Source organism: Hungatella effluvii, assembly GCF_003201875.1.
Classification (GTDB): domain Bacteria; phylum Bacillota; class Clostridia; order Lachnospirales; family Lachnospiraceae; genus Hungatella; species Hungatella effluvii.
The window spans coordinates 120,075-136,188 of record NZ_QJKD01000001.1 but is presented as its reverse complement, the minus strand read 5'-3'; the positions used below and the strand labels follow the sequence as shown (position 1 = coordinate 136,188).

The 16,114-nt window shown below is 49.9% G+C and carries 13 protein-coding genes; 11 read left to right on the top strand and 2 right to left on the bottom strand.

The annotated features are described in order from the left end of the window. The first annotated feature begins 22 nt into the window (after positions 1-22). From DFR60_RS00550 to DFR60_RS00535, 4 genes are all read left to right on the top strand, one after another. The gene (locus tag DFR60_RS00550; RefSeq protein ID WP_110321141.1) at positions 23-1,591 is read left to right on the top strand and encodes a sulfatase family protein; all 1,569 of its coding nucleotides are present in this window, start codon (positions 23-25) and stop codon (positions 1,589-1,591) included. Next, positions 1,560-3,176, top strand: a complete 1,617-nt coding sequence (locus tag DFR60_RS00545; RefSeq protein ID WP_110321140.1) for a sulfatase family protein — start codon at positions 1,560-1,562, stop codon at positions 3,174-3,176. Before DFR60_RS00550 ends, DFR60_RS00545 begins: the two co-directional genes overlap by 32 nt. 128 nt (positions 3,177-3,304) lie before the next feature. Next, positions 3,305-4,162 carry an SAM-dependent methyltransferase gene (locus DFR60_RS00540; RefSeq protein ID WP_110321139.1) on the top strand — a complete coding sequence of 286 codons (858 nt, stop codon included), beginning with the start codon at positions 3,305-3,307 and terminating at the stop codon, positions 4,160-4,162. Next, positions 4,159-5,028, top strand: coding sequence for an ATP-grasp domain-containing protein (locus tag DFR60_RS00535; protein WP_110321138.1), 870 nt, complete (start codon positions 4,159-4,161; stop codon positions 5,026-5,028). The genes DFR60_RS00540 and DFR60_RS00535 overlap by 4 nt, the downstream gene beginning before the upstream one ends. A gap of 41 nt (positions 5,029-5,069) precedes the next feature. On the opposite strand, the gene DFR60_RS00530 is transcribed toward DFR60_RS00535, so the two are convergent. Further along, a complete protein-coding gene (locus DFR60_RS00530; protein WP_110321137.1) occupies positions 5,070-5,951 on the bottom strand; it encodes a helix-turn-helix domain-containing protein in 882 nt (293 codons plus the stop codon). Positions 5,952-6,120: 169 nt separating this feature from the next. Between DFR60_RS00530 and DFR60_RS00525 the strand changes: the two genes are divergently transcribed. Genes DFR60_RS00525 through DFR60_RS00510 form a run of 4 tightly spaced genes read left to right on the top strand, consistent with a single transcriptional unit; the run spans position 6,121 to position 9,948 of the window. After that, positions 6,121-6,879: a sugar phosphate isomerase/epimerase family protein gene (locus DFR60_RS00525; protein ID WP_110321136.1), complete on the top strand. Its 759-nt coding sequence runs from the start codon at positions 6,121-6,123 to the stop codon at positions 6,877-6,879. 15 nt (positions 6,880-6,894) lie between these two features. Further along, the gene (locus DFR60_RS00520; protein ID WP_110321135.1) at positions 6,895-8,067 is read left to right on the top strand and encodes a Gfo/Idh/MocA family protein; all 1,173 of its coding nucleotides are present in this window, start codon (positions 6,895-6,897) and stop codon (positions 8,065-8,067) included. Between the two features lie 28 nt (positions 8,068-8,095). Next, on the top strand, positions 8,096-9,109 hold the full coding sequence (locus DFR60_RS00515) for a Gfo/Idh/MocA family protein (protein ID WP_110321134.1): 1,014 nt from the start codon (positions 8,096-8,098) through the stop codon (positions 9,107-9,109). Next, positions 9,103-9,948 (top strand): sugar phosphate isomerase/epimerase family protein, encoded by an 846-nt coding sequence (locus DFR60_RS00510; protein ID WP_110321133.1) that lies wholly within the window; start codon positions 9,103-9,105, stop codon positions 9,946-9,948. Before DFR60_RS00515 ends, DFR60_RS00510 begins: the two co-directional genes overlap by 7 nt. A 112-nt stretch (positions 9,949-10,060) precedes the next feature. Here the strand turns inward: DFR60_RS00510 and DFR60_RS00505 are convergent, their stop codons facing one another. Continuing rightward, entirely contained in the window at positions 10,061-11,485 is a 1,425-nt protein-coding gene (locus tag DFR60_RS00505; RefSeq protein WP_110321132.1) for an N-acetylmuramoyl-L-alanine amidase family protein, read from the bottom strand. Between the two features lie 540 nt (positions 11,486-12,025). Here DFR60_RS00505 and DFR60_RS00500 point away from each other — a divergent pair. The 3 genes from DFR60_RS00500 (at position 12,026) to DFR60_RS00490 (ending at position 16,096) form a co-directional block, all read left to right on the top strand. Further along, on the top strand, positions 12,026-13,525 hold the full coding sequence (locus DFR60_RS00500) for a TRM11 family SAM-dependent methyltransferase (RefSeq protein ID WP_110321131.1): 1,500 nt from the start codon (positions 12,026-12,028) through the stop codon (positions 13,523-13,525). Between the two features lie 181 nt (positions 13,526-13,706). Continuing rightward, entirely contained in the window at positions 13,707-14,726 is a 1,020-nt protein-coding gene (locus tag DFR60_RS00495) for a helix-turn-helix domain-containing protein (RefSeq protein ID WP_243004946.1), read from the top strand. 167 nt (positions 14,727-14,893) lie between these two features. Continuing rightward, a complete protein-coding gene (locus DFR60_RS00490; RefSeq protein ID WP_110321129.1) occupies positions 14,894-16,096 on the top strand; it encodes an acetate/propionate family kinase in 1,203 nt (400 codons plus the stop codon). Positions 16,097-16,114 lie beyond the last annotated feature (18 nt).

Genomic DNA, 16,114 nt, shown 5'->3' with positions numbered 1-16,114 from the left:
AGCTGTGAAAGGAGACCGGGCTATGAATCGGGACAGGACTATGAACCAATCAACACAACCGGATATTCTGATTTATTTAAGCGATCAGCACGACGGCAGAGTCATGGGATGTGCGGGGCATCCGGTGGTGGAGACTCCCAATCTGGATGCACTGGCATCTGAGGGAACGATGTTTGAAAATGCCTATACGTCGTGTCCGCTCTGTGTTCCTGCGCGCATGTCTTTTCTGACAGGGCGGCTTCCCGTTCACACCGGCGTTTATACGAACCGCGGTTCGATCCCTTCGGAAATGCCTACGTTTCTTCACCTCCTGGCTCTGGCCGGCTATGAAACCGTTCTGTGCGGGAGAATGCATTTTGAAGGGGAGGACCAGCGCCACGGATTCACGAAGCGGATTGCAGGGGACATCACACCTGTCTCGATAGGGCCAATGGCTCCGTATTGGGAACGAATGGGGCCGATGGCTCCAGTCATGACGGAGGGCGGCTGTATTCACGCCGTCGGAGGGGGGAATTCTCCGGTGCAGGAATACGACCGTTATGTGATAAGGGAAGCGGAAATCTACTTATCCCAGCCTCACAAAAAACCGCAGTGTGTTGTCGTGGGAACGTATGCACCTCATTTTCCCTATATTGCACCTACAGAGCTGTACGATAAGTACAGAATGCGTACGGATTTGCCGCCAACACTGGATATTATGGCCTCTGCGCAGGATGCCGGGCGTCTTCGCGATACAACGCCGGAGCTGGTTAAGGGCGTCCGTGCTGCTTACTGGGGCCTGATAGAATTCGAAGATCACTGCCTGGGCCAGGTCAAATCGGCATGGGACACTTATCTCTCCCGGCATGGGAAACGGGGAATCTTCTTTTATCTGTCAGATCATGGCGATCATGCCGGTGACCGGGGATTTTATGGGAAACAGTCTCTGTATGAGGCGGCGGTACGGATCCCTATGATCGTGTCAGGAGACGGGATCTTAGCTGGAAATCGGCTGCGGTCTCCGGTCAGTCTCCTGGACGCAGCACCGACCGTGTGTCAGCTGGCCGGTGCACGGGAGCTTCCGTTTCAGGATGGGGTCAGCCTGATTCCAGAACTGGAAAGAGGGGAAGAACGTGAGAATCGCGCGGTGACTGCCGAATGGATTAATCTCCCTTATGGCAGGGGAACGGATTATGGGCGTATGATTCGTCAGGGAAAGTGGAAACTGATCTCCTATGTCAGCCATCCGGAGGAGGAACTGCTTATCTGCCCGGACAGCGATCCGTGGGAACTTTATAACCGGATTGCAGAGTTCCCGGAGGCTGCTGACGAACTTCGCGAAGCTGCCTTCCATAACGTCTGCGCCGGCAGGATCGTGGAAGAGAAGAATATTCGTGAGGACGGATATCAGATTGTAGCGCAGTTTCAGGGACAAAAATCGTGGGTTTCCAGCGAAACATGGATACCGCCGCGCTCCGTTACGCAGCTTCCAAAGCAGTATCTTACCACGAATCAGCCCATGCCGGAGAAATTCAGACGGTATTGGGAAATGAAAAACGCGGAAGAAGGAGGAAAGAAATGTGAAAAAGCGGCCGAACATAGTCATCTTTAATCCCGACCAGATGCGTTATGATGCATTGGGCCATATGGGGGTAAATCCTGGTGCGGAAACGCCTTTTCTGGATGAAATGATCAGAGAAGATGCTGTGAGCTATCGCTATGCCTTTTGTCAGAATCCGGTGTGCACGCCGAGCAGATGCAGTTTTTTTACCGGATTGTATCCCCATGTACACGGACACAGGACCATGCGTCATATGCTGCACCGCCACGAGAGTTCTCTGCTCAGCGAGTTGAAGGAGGCCGGCTATTACGTCTGGATGAACACCAGAAACGATCTGCTTCCCGGGCAGGATGATGATATCTTTTCCAGGCACGCCACCGAAATCTTTTATGGAGGTAATGTTCCTCCCGCACCAGGGCCGGTAAACCCGGGACTTAGGGGAAAACCGGGAAGTAAGTATTTTTATTCCCATTATAAGGGGGAACTGGCGACCGATGAGCATGGGCTTAACTATACCCCTGATGACGAGGCGGTAGATGCGGCCATCGACCGTTTGAAATCACCGGCAGATGACCGGCCGCTCTGCATATTTCTGGGACTTATCTATCCCCACCCGCCATACCGGGTGGAGGAACCCTATTATTCACGGATCGACAGAGAGAAGGTTATGCCAAGAATTGCAGAGGCGGTTCCCGGGGATAAAAAGCCGTTATTTCACAGGAGAATCCGTGAGGAACTGGGAATGCAGGATTTTACGGAAGAAGACTATAAGGAACTGCGAGGCGTATATTACGGCATGTGCAGTAAGATAGATGCGCAGTTTAAGCGGCTGTGTGATGGGCTGAAGGAGGCGGGAATCTATGAGGACACGGCCATCTTTTTCCTGAGTGATCACGGGGATTATACAGGAGATTACGGGATCGTGGAAAAGGCTCAGAATATGATGGAAGACTGTCTCGTCAGGGTGCCGCTGTTAATCAAGCCTCCAAAGGACTTCGGTGTGGATGCAGGAATCAGTGACCAGATGGTGGAATTGGTGGATTTCTACCGGACCGCCATGGCGTTTGCCGATGTAGCTCCGGATCACAGCCAGTTCGGAAGAAAGCTTCAGAGTAATCTGGCGGACCGCAGCGTGAAGGTTCGGGACTACGTGTGCAGCGAGGGAGGCAGAAATGAGGACGAGATACACTGTGACGAATTTCATGATGATAAAAATCTGCCGACCGTGATGGGGGAATACTATCCAAGGCAAAAGCTGCAGACGGATTCTGTCATTCATGGAAAAGCCGCGATGATACGGACTGAGCAGTATAAATATATACGCCGTATTTACGAGGATGACGAATTCTATGATCTGCGGCTGGATCCGCAGGAGAGGATGAACCGGATTCATGCGAAGGAGTATGCAGAAATAATCATGGAAATGAAAGAACTGCTGCTGGACTGGTACCAGAAGACCTGCGATGTGGTTCCATTCGAAAAGGACGACCGCCATTCCAAAGAAATGATCAGGCAGGCGGTTAAGAATATCTGTCCGCCGGAGTATAAGGCGGAAGTGGAGCGGATGATAGAGAACCGGGAAGGGACCCTGTTCGAGATCAGAAAATACTGTGAGGAGGCGGCCAGAAGAACCTGATCAGTCACTAAAACAGCAGCGAAAGAATGGTTCTGCCTTCAACATAGGGTTGCTATCTCCATAGGAAAAAAGGTATACTGAAAGAATACCCGTCATAACAGTAAGTGACAACTCACACGGAGGTTTCTATGTACAGCAAATTCATCAACTATTTAAAGGAAAAACCATCTCTCTATGCGCCCAGCTCCGCTCCATTCTGGGATGACGAACATATTTCGGAGTATATGCTGAAGGCGCATCTCGATCCGGAGATCGACGCGGCTTCCAGGCACTATGATTTTATAGAACAGTCAGCGAAATGGATCGCACAGTACTGTAAGGTCAGGCCGGACATGAGGCTGCTGGACTTAGGCTGCGGCCCCGGTCTCTATGCAGAGCGATTCTGCAAAGAGGGCTTCCAGGTCACAGGGCTGGACTATTCCAGGCGTTCCATCGAGTATGCCAGGGAACACGCGGAGGCGGAGAGGCTTCCGATCGGATATCATTATAAAAATTATCTGGAAATGGATTACCGGGAGGAATTCGATGCAGCCGTTCTGATATACTGCGATTATGGCGTGCTTCCGCCGGAAAACAGGAAAGTACTATTAAAGAACGTGTATGGAGCCCTGAAGAAAGACGGAATTTTCATTCTGGATGGGGATTCAGAGAAGTACAGGGAAAAACTGAGGGAAATGGAATCCGTAGAGTATCTGGAGCGGGGATTCTGGTCCGGAAAACCCCATGTCTGTATCCAGCGGAATTATCAGTATCCGGAGACGAATAACTATGTTGAACAGTATGTGATCGTAACGGAAGACGCGTGTCAGTGCTATAATAACTGGAATCAGATCTATACCGTGGAGTCCATGGAGAAAGAGCTGCGGGATGCTGGCTTTGAAGATATTGTATTTTTTGATGATGCAGCAGGCAGGCCATACACGGGAAATGCGGATACCATCTGTGCGGTATCTGTGAAGCGGAGGGAGGGAACCATACAACCATGAAAATAACCATACTCTACCCGGCCGACTACTTTGACATCAAAAAAGTGGATGCGGATTACCGCCAGGAGTACGAGGAGGCGGTAAAATTTCCTGAATTTCAGGCCGTGCTGTACAATTACGATAATTTCGTGGCGGGAGAACCTTTCAGGCTGTATCCGGCGGAGGCGGCAGGTGACGACGAGCGATGCATCTACCGGGGCTGGATGCTGCAGCCGGAAGCGTATGCAAGGCTGTTTGAGGCGCTGAAGGAGCGGAATCTGACCCTGATCAATACGCCGGCGGAATACGAGAACTGCCATGAATTCCCGCTGGCTTATCCGGCGATTGCGGATTATACTCCAGGAATCAGAGTATATCCGGAAGGGGAGGCGATCGACTGGAGAGAAGTTAAACACGCATTTCCCCGTTTTATGATGAAAGACTACGTGAAATCGGTGAAGGGGACGGATTTCCCCGCCTGTTTCGACTCATCGTACGATGACGGGCAGTTGGATGAATATGCCCGGAGGTTTCAGGCAATGCGCGGAGATTTATATGTGAGAGGCATTGTGTTAAAGGAATATGTGGAACTGAAGAGGCGGGACAGTATGACCAATGAATACAGGGCGTTTTATTTAAACGGGGAACTCCTGACGCTCAGCCCGAATTCCAATCAGAAAGAGGGATGGCCCGTTGTTCCCATGGAACAGGTGAACGCGATTCCGGTGCTGGACAGCCATTTTTATACGGTCGATTTTGCGGAGCTTGAAAACGGTTCCTGGACGGTGATTGAAACGGGAGACGGGCAGGTGTCCGGGCTTTCGCCGAATCAGTATGTGTTTAAGTTTTACGATGAAATCAGATGGAAGCTGTGCGGGAACGAATAAAAGCCGTGCGGGAACGGATAGAAGAAAGTGCAGAGGACCGGTTAAATATCGGTTCCCTGCACTTTTTTCCCTGTTTCATGGGGATTCGGGGACGTTTTTCCGGTCCTGTCCGCTCCGGGGCGGCATCCCATCACCTTTTTATAAGCGCGGTAAAAGGTTGAATAGTCTCCAAAGCCCGTCTCATTGGCCGCGTCAGCCGCCGTGAAGCCGTTGAGCATGAGCTGTCTGGCCATGACGATGCGCTTGTAGATTAAGTAATCCATGACTGTGGTGCCGGTGGCCTTTTTAAATGCGCGGTTCATATAGTATTTGCTGATGAAAAAACGGCCGGACAGTTCGTCGAGTGTGACTGGCTCGGTTAAGTGCTCATTTAAATAGCGGATGATATCCGTTATGGTGCCGGAGGCGCTGCTGTCAGGCGTAGAGGGCCGCAGAGTCTGGCACATCAGGGAAATCTCAGCCAGGAGCGCTTCTAAGAACATGGCATAATAGGCGCCGCTTAAGGCAGCAGGCTGTTTCTGGGACCAGATTAAGTGTTCAAAATAGGCGTAAAGGCCATATTCTTCCGTCTGTTCGTAGAACACTTCTCCTGGTCCGCTTTTTTTATTTCCCGGAAATGAGGACAGCAGAAGGACACGCCGCTCTGCAATGACCGATTCCGGCGAAAAATGGACCGAACAGCGGACGTAATCCGTCGTGGAATTCACCCTCACTCCGTGAAAAACGTAGGGGGACAGCAGAATCAGGCTGTGGGGAGTCAGATGGTACTCCCGGCCCTCTACCATATAATCGGCGTCTCCCTTTAGAAAATAGTAGATCTCATAGCAGGAGTGGTAATGGACTTCAAAGGTATCGCTTTTCATATGACTGGTGGTAAAATTTACTTTTCCCGACACGGGGGCCGGGGCGGATTCGTAGATCATGAAGCAGTTCCTCCCAAATGTGCGCATAAGCAAAATCGATGCTGGCTGCTTCTATTGTATATCAGGGAGGGCTATATTTGCAAACTTTATTTCATCATTACCAATCCATTTTTTGCGGGAAGAGCGCTATGATAGAGGCAACAGAAATGAATGCAGGAGGTAATGATTTATGAAGACAGGAGCACAGCTTTATACAGTCAGGCTGTTTACACAGACGGTTCCGGATTTTCGGGAGACCATGAGACGGGTTGCGGAGATCGGATATGAGACGGTACAGATGTCGGCCACAGGCAGCGGGATCACCCCGCAGACTGCCAGGGAAATTGCCGACGAGATGGGACTGAAGATCGTGCTGACCCACAGCGATATAAACAGGATACGGAAGGACACGGAGCAGCTGATCCGCGACCACGAGGTGATGGGATGTAAGTATATTGGTATCGGATCGATGCCGGAGAAATACAGGAACCCGGACTGGATCAGGCGTTTTGCAGTTGATTTTAAGGAACCGGCCCGTATGATTAAGGAAGCGGGAATGCGCCTCATGTACCACAATCATGCGTTTGAGTTTGAGAAAACAGGGGGAACGTATCTGATGGATTATCTGCTGGACGCATTTGCCCCTGATGAGCTTGGAATTACGCTGGATACGTACTGGGTACAGACGGCAGGCGGTGATGTGTGCCAGTGGATCGAGCGTCTGGCCGACCGGATTCCCTGTGTTCACTTAAAGGACAGAGGCATCGTGAACGGTCAGGAGGTCATGGCTCCGGTGATGGAAGGAAACATGAATTTCCCCGCCATTTTAGAGGCGCTTAAGAAGACTGACTGCGAATACGCATTGGTGGAACAGGATACGTGTCTGGAGAATCCATTTGTCTGCCTGGAAAAGAGCTGGCGGAATCTTGCGGAATTGGGATACAGGTAGAAGGAGGATAGGATCATGAATAAAGTAAGGCTGGGAATTATCGGGATTGGTAACATGGGAAGCGGCCATGTGGAGAGTATTTTAGATGGGAAAGTGCCGGAGATAGAACTGGCGGCGGTTGCTGACCTGCGGGAATCGAGACGCCAATGGGCAGAGGAGACTCTTCCGGAGAATGTGAAGATTTTTGAAACGGCGGAGGAGCTGTTGGATTATTCGGACATGGACGCCGTTCTGGTGGCGATTCCACACTACGACCATCCGAAGTATGTGATGGAAGCTTTAAAACGGGGATTTCATGCCATGTGTGAAAAACCGGCGGGCGTGTATACGAAGCAGGTACGGGAGATGAACGAGGAAGCAGCAAAGCACGATCTGGTATTTGGAATGATGTTCAATCAGAGGACGAACCACATCTACCGGAAGATGCATGAGCTGGTGAACGGCGGCCAGTACGGGGCCATCAAGCGTGTCAACTGGATCATCACAGACTGGTACAGAACCCAGGCGTACTACAATTCCGGCGGATGGCGCGCTACCTGGGACGGCGAGGGCGGCGGTGTCCTTTTAAACCAGTGTCCTCACAATCTGGATTTGATTCAGTGGATCTGCGGCATGCCGAAGTCGGTTCAGGCCTTCTGCCACGAGGGCAAATGGCATGATATTGAGGTGGAAGACGATGTGACGGCGTATCTGGAGTATCCGAACGGGGCAACCGGCGTATTTGTGACGACAACGGGAGATGCGCCCGGAACCAACCGGTTTGAGGTGGATTTGGAAAAGGCAAAGATCGTCTGCGAAAATGAGGAGATTAAGGTTTACGAGCTGGATGTCAATGAGAGAGAGTACTGCTATACTGCCACGGAAGGCTTTAAGAAGCCTGAGGGAAGCTGGATCGACGTGGAGACAGACGGAGAAAATCTTCAGCATGTGGGAGTCCTGAGGGCATTTGCAGGAGCCATTTTAAGAGGAGAACCGCTGATCGCGGGCGGAGAGGAAGGAATTAACGGATTAACACTCTCCAATGCCATGCATTTATCCAGCTGGCTGAAACGCCCGGTGGAGATTCCCTTCGACGAAGAGCTGTTCCTGGAGGAACTGAATAAGAAGAGAGCCGCTTCCCGGAAAAAGGAACATGTGAATGAGATAACCTTCAACACAAAGGGGTCCTATGGGAGTGGAAAGGCTTAGAAGAGAGAAGATAAAGAGGGAAGCATAAATGAAGAGTGCGATCATCGGATGCGGCAGCATTGCCGCAGTACACGCGAAATCGATCATGAAAATGGAAGGCTGCAAACTGGCTGCCGTGGCAGATGTAATTCCGGAACGCGCGGAGTCTATGGCCCGGGAGTACGGTGCAGTTCCCTATACCGACTGGAAACAGATGCTGGAGAAGGAGGAGATCGACGTCCTCCATATCTGTACGCCCCATTATCTTCACACGCCCATGGCAGCGGAGGCGTTAAGGCGGGGAATTCATACATTTATGGAGAAGCCCCCGGTCATCAGCCAGGAGCAGTGGGAGACGCTTCAGCGTGCGGAAAAAGAGGCGAACAACGGGGCAACCCTGGGCGTCTGCTTTCAGAACCGGTTTAATCCCAGCGTTGCGGCGGTGAAGGAACGGCTTGAGAACGGTGAGTTCGGCAGGATCCTGGGAGCCAGGGGCCTGGTCACCTGGTGCAGAAAGGAACGCTACTATACGGAGAGCGGCTGGCGCGGAACGGTTGAAAAGGAAGGCGGCGGCGCTCTGATCAATCAGTCCATCCATACGCTTGACCTGATCCAGTATCTGATCGGAAAGACGCCTCTGACCATGGAAGCCTCCACCTCCAATCACCATTTAAAAGGCATTATTGAGGTGGAGGACACGATGGAGGCCTACATCTCTTACGGGGAAGAAAAGGCATGCTTCTATGCTACTACCGGCTATGTGGCGGATGTTCCTCCCATGATTGAACTGGAATGCGAGAAGGCCAGGGTCCGGATCGAGGAGTTGAAAGTCACCATTGCGGGCAGCGATGGGGAGACGAAAACGATCGATTACTCGGGCCGGGAACATCTCGGCAAGAGCTACTGGGGGGCTGGACATATGGACTGTATTCACAGCTTTTATGAGAGCGTGGAGCAGGGGAAACCATTTTCCGTTGGTCTGGAACAGATTAAGAACACTGTCTGGCTCATGCTGAAGGCTTATGAGACAGCAGGAAAAATTGAAGAGGTGAAAAAATGTTAAGTGACTGCAGAATTTCTGGATTTGCAGATGAAATCAATAAGGATTTTGATATACAGTTAAGTGTTTTAAAGGAACTGGGACAGGAGTATGTAGAACTTCGAAGCGCCGATGGAACCGGCGTGGCAGACTTAAGCCTTGAGAAGGCTTCCGAACTGGGAGAGAGGATGAAGGCGGCTGGTATCCGTGTTTCTTCTGTGGGATCACCGGTCGGAAAGATTAAGATTACCGATGACTTTGAACCGCATTTCGAGACATACCGGCATGTTGTGGAATTGGCAAAGCTGTGGGGAGTACGGTATATCCGCATGTTCAGCTTTTACATACCGGAAGGGGAAGATCCAGCGCAGTATAAGGAAGAGGTATTTTCCAGAATGAAGCGAATGGTGGACTATGCTGTGGAACAGGAGGTCGTTCTTCTCCATGAAAATGAAAAGGAGATTTACGGCGATATCGCCAGCCGGTGTCTGGAGCTGATGGAGGCCTTTTACGGAGATCATTTTAAATGTGTCTTTGACTTTGCGAATTTTGTCCAGTGTGGCCAGGATACGCTGGAGGCATATGAGATGCTGAAACCCTATATCTTTTATATACATATTAAGGATGCCCTTCAGGAAGACGGCGAGGTCGTGCTTCCGGGGGATGGCGACGGTAATGTGAAGGAGATTCTGTCCATGCTGGATTCTTCCGGCTATAAAGGATTTTTAAGTCTGGAACCGCATCTCGTGTCATTCGACGGCCTGGATAAACTGGAGCAGGGGGCCAGGGAGCGCAGGGAGCAGGATGGCGTGTTGGCTTATAAGAAGGCGCATGGCAGGCTGATCGAACTGCTGGGCCGATGAGAACAGCTCTTTAGATATAAGCAGGAGTACAGAGGGCACCGCAAAATCATGATTTTGCGGCGCCCTTTTGACTACATAATTTTATAGAACCGGAAGAGTATTAATCCGGATTTTATGGAATCCAGACGCCGTCTTCATTAACATGGTAGCCGTCAGGTGTGGTGATGTCCTTTAGCATGGCGCCCTGATTGCCCTCTTTGTCTGTACAGAAATAATACCAGGTTCCATTCAGTTGCTGCCAACCGGTCATCATCTCGCCGGTTATGGGGTTTAAGTAGAAGACCTGATCGCCAATGGCAGCAAGACCAGTTATCATATAGGTATCCTTGCCCATATAGTACCATTTGCCGTTGAGATAGGCCCAGGCCTCTGTCAGATAGGAGCCGTCTGGTTTCTTAAGTCTCCATTTGCCGCCATCCTCCTCCCAGGTACCGGATACAGTATAATGCCTGGCCACTGCGTCTAAGTACTGCTGCGCCTGGTTTACGGAACGGCTTCCTGAGGAAGAACTGCTTCCCGAGGAAGAACCGTTTCCTGAGGAAGAGCTGCCTCCCGAACTGCTGGAATGGTAAGGGGTGGCTTTGATTGTAAGAGTCAGGAGCCTGGTCATCCCTTCGATCTCCCCTTCATCGGTATCGAGAGTAATAAGAAACTTAAATCTGAATTTGCCGTCAGTGCCTGTTTTTTTGGAGCTTGTACCTGCCACTGCCGGCGTACAGTCGCTCGGGCTGGCTTTGATATAGATACTGTCGCTGCCGGGTATCTGATCCAGATATTCCTGGGCGTAGCTCTGTACATAATCGATGCATTCGTCCTCACTGTTGGCGTCTTCCTGATCGACATTGTACGTCAGGCTTTCCAGCGCCTGTCTGGCTGTCGCGACACTGGGAGTTGCAAATTCCATAAGTTTTCCGTCGCTGTCAAATGAATACTTAACTCCGCCGATAGTCACTCCATTTTTGTTTTTATAGGCCCTGAAGTCTTCTCCAAAATAATAACAGTCACTGCCAATCGTTAGCCAGCCTTTCCAGGCATCATAATCTTCTCCAAAATAATAGGTATCGCTGTCAATCTGCAGCAGTCCCTGGAAAGCTTTCGCGTCTTCTCCGAAAAAGTAGAGTTTTTGATTAATCGTTTTAAGGCCTTTGACAGCCTTCATGTCACTTCCGAAAAAGTACCAGTTGCCGCTGCCAATTTCTACCCATTGCTTCGACACCAACGCGCCCTCTATCCGCTTGTCATTTGGATCCTCCGGGTCCGGCGCCTCGCTGGCATAATAGAGATCGTCACCATTTTCGATCAGTTCTCCTGTGACCATCACACCATCTTCATTGAGATAGAACCATGAATTACCTGATTTCTTAAATTCATCGCAAACCATAACCCCGTCCTTGTCATAAAAATGCCAAAGGCCTTCCTCCTGCTGCCAGCCTGTTTTGCCTGCCATGGCAATCATACTCCACGCCAGGCTCATCATTAAAACCAGTGTGACAAGCAATCGCCTGTGAGTTGTCTTTTTTTCTCCTTTTTTCTCCATATCCGATACCTCCTTGTCATCTTATCAATCCTTTATATGTGCTCTGGATATAATGGCTTAAGCAGATAATGATAATTATGAGTACAAAAAAACAGGTGTGGCTGCAGCTGTTTATCAAGACTATAGGGAAAAGGAGGCGCAGGGTACAAGCTCTCAGAAGAATAATATAAAAAATAGTAAATAATATATGGGAAATATATAAATATATTCTCATAATTATCATTATAAGAATTAAATAGTATCCAAAACATACCAAAATTATACAACATTATCTGATTAAACACAAGAGAAAAAGAAATGACAGGCTATTGAATTCGCCAGAAGTGGTAAGAAAAAGACGAAGGCCCCACCTGCCTATGATGTATAGAAAAAATAAAGAAAGGGCAGCACGATGTGGAAAAATAAATTTTAAAGAAAAGGTATCGAATGACCTGATTAAAAAAAAGCGCCTTTCGGCGCTGATATTTCCGGCTGATTCATGACAAGAGAGGAAAATTATAGTATACTGATAGGAAAGCAAGCGCTTACAGAAGGAGAAATATGATAAAAGAGACTTGGAATCAGATCACAGAGGGTCAGGACGTTCGGCAGAATTTAAGTAAATTGAGACAGGATATGAAAGAAGGAAGAGGCAGGGAGGCGGCAATTACCTGCATATCAGGGGAGGAAGAGCGTCTTATTCTGCTGCTGCAGGACGGGGATGCCAAAATAAGAAAGAACGCTGCACTGCTCATGGGTGATTTGGGCAGTCAGGAGTATTTGGTTCCCATTTTGCATGCATACAGGATAGAGGAGCAGTTGTTTGTCAAGAGTTCCTATCTGAATGCAGTTAAGAATTTCGATTATGGGCGGTACCTTGCATTTTTTAAGGAACGGTTGGACGAGCTGGCGGAAATGAAGCTGACTCCGGAGAACGAAAAACATATAACGGAAGAAATCCGCGAGTTATCTTCCATGATAATCAGCAGGGAAGGCGTGTTGCTGCACCCGTTTTGCGGACAGGATGAGACATTCGACATTGTGCTTTTGACCAACCGCAATTTTCAGGAGATTACCAGAGAAGAACTGCGGCGGCTGGAACCCCATGCGAAAACAAAGGTATTTGGAGCCGGGGTAATGGCCAGAGTCCCGAATTTGAACTGGCTGGCTGAGATCAGGACGTATCAGGAGCTTTTATTCAGCATAAAGGGGCTTCCAACCTGCCCCATGGATGCGGAAAAAGCGGCGGAAATGATTGTAAAATCTGACCTTCTGAAGCTTTTGGCAAGGAGCCATGAGGGAAATCCGCCGTACTATTTCAGGGTTGAGCTTAAGTGCAGGATGGATCACAGCAAAAAGAGCGCGTTTACACGGAGACTTTCTTCGAAAATAGAAAAGTTGTCCGGCCGTAAGCTTATCAATACAACCTCCAATTATGAGTTTGAGTTACGGCTTATTGAAAATAAAGAAGGAAACTGCAATGTCCTGATTAAACTTTTTACCCTGAAGGATGAGCGCTTTTCATACCGGAAGGAAGTGATTCCAACCAGCTTAAAGGCGGTCAATGCGGCGCTGACGGTTAAGCTGGCAGAACGCTATATGAAAGAGGGCGCACAGGTGCTGGACCCGTTTTGCGGTGTGGGAACGATGCTGATCGAACGCCACAAGGCAGTGAAGAGCAATACCATGTATGGCCTGGATATTTTAGAGGAGGCCGTAGAAAAGGCCAGGAAAAATACGGAGGCAGCAGGCCAGATTATCCACTATATTAACCGGGATTTTTTCGATTTTAAGCATGAGTATCTGTTTGATGAGATCATAACAAATATGCCTTTTAAGATTGGACGGAAGACGGAGGAGGAGATCGGGAACCTGTATGCGGAATTTTTTTCTTCCGTAAAACGTGTTTTGAAAGATGATGGTGTCATGATTCTGTATTCCCATAACGCGGGTTATGTTAGGCAAATGGCGCCGGCCAACGGATTTGTTTTGGCTGAAACGTTCGAGATTTCTTTAAAGGAAGGGACTTATGTGTTTGTTTTGAAACGGAAAATAAATTAAGCTCTACGCATAAAAGTGTGATATACTGGTTTTAGAAACTCAACCAGCGGTTGTTTTTGCTGATTTTTGCAGATAACAACCGCTGGTTGCTTGATTTTTGAGGTGGATTAAGGATATCTTAAAATTGTACAGCGCAACAGACCGCGGTGAAAATCAGACGCTGAGACGGAAGGAGAATCGTATGATGCAGGAGCGAAGAGAATTTGTCCCGGGTACTATGGGAGAAAGAATTGCTTATTTAAGAAAACGGAAAAAAATGACCCAGGCACAGCTTGCGGAACAGCTGGGAATATCGGCACAGGCTGTGAGTAAATGGGAATCGGGGATTTCCTGTCCGGATATTATGACACTGGTTCCATTATCACAGATATTGGGAGTGAGTACGGACGAACTTCTGGGCATACAGAGCGGCAGTGTACATGACACGGACGGTTTGCGTGATGCAGAACCGGAGGTGAATTTTACGATGGGACCGGATGATTCTGAGAAACGGGAACCGGAGCGGGGGCGAGAAGCCGAGCGGACCAGATTCCAGAGCCTGCTTATGATACCGTCCAGGAATGACGGCATGCACAGTATCAGTGAGCTGATTGTCGGAGCTGGAGCGTGTGCTGCAGTTATTAGGACCGGCAGCGACTTCAGCCTGGAAACAGAGGGGTATCAGGAGGGCGATATCATCAGCGAGGTATCGGGTGGAATCTGGACGGTTCGTGACATTACCGACAAAAATATTCTGCGGATCGGAAGAAATACATTTTCGAAGAGAAAGATGATCATTACCATTCCCAAGGGGTATCATTTTGATAAGGTGAAGCTGAATATCGGAGCGGGAACGCTGACCGGGACGGGAATTACAGCCGGTGAGAGTACCTTGAGCGTGGGAGCGGGTCAGGTGACCATGAAGGACTTTATCAGTTATGCGTCAAAGATTACATGTGGAATGGGAGAGATTGTGGTACGGGGCGAGCTGTATGGAAAGTGCTCCGTGGACTGCGGAATGGGATCGGTCCGCTTATACATCAAAGAACCGGAGCACTACGGCTATCGTACCTCCGTGGGAATGGGCGAGGTCAGAATCGGGGACAACAAACTGAGCGGAATCGGCGGAAGTCAGACCATGAACGCCGGGGATTCCAATTTCTATAAGGTTTCATGCAGCATGGGTATGGTCAGCGTTGCTTTTACCGACTGGGACGCATAAGCGGATACGGTATAACAGGGAGAAATGACGGCATCTTCGGGCAGGCAGATAAAATGCGGATCCGAGGGTGCCGTTTTATATAGCGTCCCGTTTTTCATTGCCAACAGGGAGCAAGTCAAGTATAATAAACTGTGACAGATACGGCTGAAAGGGGGCGCACAGCGGATATGACTATTTTGGTGATTAACAGCGGCAGTTCCTCGCTGAAATTTCAGGTGATAGATTCGGAGAACGAGGAGGTACTGGCGAAGGGGGTGTGTGAGCGGATCGGCATAGACGGACGGTTTACCTACCGGACACGGACGGGTATTTCCTTAAAAGAGGCGGTGCCGATGAAAAACCATACGCAGGCGGTACATACGCTGCTGGACACGCTGGCGGACCCGGAAAAAGGCGTGATAAAGGATTTTCGGGAAATCGATGTGATAGGACACAGGCTCGTGCATGGCGGAGAAAAGTTTACGGGTTCCGTGGTGATCACAGACGAGGTGACCCAGGCCATGACGGAGTGCAACGACCTTGCGCCGCTCCATAATCCGGCGAATCTGGTGGGCGTGGAGGCCTGCCGGAAACTGATGCCGGATACGTTGATGGTGGGGGTATTTGATACGGCGTTCAACCAGACGATGGAGCCGAAGGCATTTCTCTATGGGCTTCCGTACCGGTATTATGAGAGGCACAGGATCCGCCGCTACGGTTTTCATGGGATCAGTCATAAGTATGTCTCACGGAGGGCCGCAGAATTTATGGGACAGGACCCGGGCCGGGTGAAGACCATCGTCTGCCACCTCGGAAATGGAGCGAGCATCTGTGCGGTGAAATACGGGCAGGTAGTGGACAATTCCATGGGATTTACACCGTTAGAGGGGCTGGTCATGGGAACGAGATGCGGAGATGTCGATCCGGGAGCGCTGGAATTTCTGGCGAAGAAGGAGAATCTGGATTTCGCGCAGGTACTGGATATTCTCAATCAGGAATCCGGCGTCCTGGGCATTTCCAAGAATTTCTCCAGTGATTTCCGGGAGCTGAAGGACGCGGAGATCAAGTATAACGACCAGGCGGCTCTGGCGCGGGAGATATTTGCCTACCGGGTGGCCAAATACGTGGGCAGCTATGCGGCAGCGATGAATGGCGTTGATAATATAGTATTTACCGCAGGTGTCGGGGAAAATGATTCCGATATCCGCATGGAGATCTGCAGTTATCTGGAATATCTGGGGATAACCATAGACGAGGTAAAGAACAGGGATGAGGCAGAGGCGTTCCGGATCTCAGATGGGTCGTCACGGGTGAATGTGCTGGTCATTAAGACCAATGAGGAACTGGAAATCGCCAGAGAGGCGGCGGAAGTGGCGCGGATGTACCACTGATATGAAAAAAGGAGGCAG

Excerpts from the sequence above, each read along its gene's own strand:
- DFR60_RS00550 (WP_110321141.1), top strand. The coding sequence starts at position 23 with ATGAATCGGGACAGGACTATGAACCAATCAACACAACCGGATATTCTG.
- DFR60_RS00540 (WP_110321139.1), top strand. The coding sequence starts at position 3,305 with ATGTACAGCAAATTCATCAACTATTTAAAGGAAAAACCATCTCTCTAT.
- DFR60_RS00535 (WP_110321138.1), top strand. The coding sequence starts at position 4,159 with ATGAAAATAACCATACTCTACCCGGCCGACTACTTTGACATCAAAAAA.
- DFR60_RS00530 (WP_110321137.1), bottom strand. The coding sequence starts at position 5,951 with ATGATCTACGAATCCGCCCCGGCCCCCGTGTCGGGAAAAGTAAATTTT.
- DFR60_RS00525 (WP_110321136.1), top strand. The coding sequence starts at position 6,121 with ATGAAGACAGGAGCACAGCTTTATACAGTCAGGCTGTTTACACAGACG.
- DFR60_RS00520 (WP_110321135.1), top strand. The coding sequence starts at position 6,895 with ATGAATAAAGTAAGGCTGGGAATTATCGGGATTGGTAACATGGGAAGC.
- DFR60_RS00515 (WP_110321134.1), top strand. The coding sequence starts at position 8,096 with ATGAAGAGTGCGATCATCGGATGCGGCAGCATTGCCGCAGTACACGCG.
- DFR60_RS00510 (WP_110321133.1), top strand. The coding sequence starts at position 9,103 with ATGTTAAGTGACTGCAGAATTTCTGGATTTGCAGATGAAATCAATAAG.
- DFR60_RS00505 (WP_110321132.1), bottom strand. The coding sequence starts at position 11,485 with ATGGAGAAAAAAGGAGAAAAAAAGACAACTCACAGGCGATTGCTTGTC.
- DFR60_RS00500 (WP_110321131.1), top strand. The coding sequence starts at position 12,026 with ATGATAAAAGAGACTTGGAATCAGATCACAGAGGGTCAGGACGTTCGG.
- DFR60_RS00495 (WP_243004946.1), top strand. The coding sequence starts at position 13,707 with ATGATGCAGGAGCGAAGAGAATTTGTCCCGGGTACTATGGGAGAAAGA.
- DFR60_RS00490 (WP_110321129.1), top strand. The coding sequence starts at position 14,894 with ATGACTATTTTGGTGATTAACAGCGGCAGTTCCTCGCTGAAATTTCAG.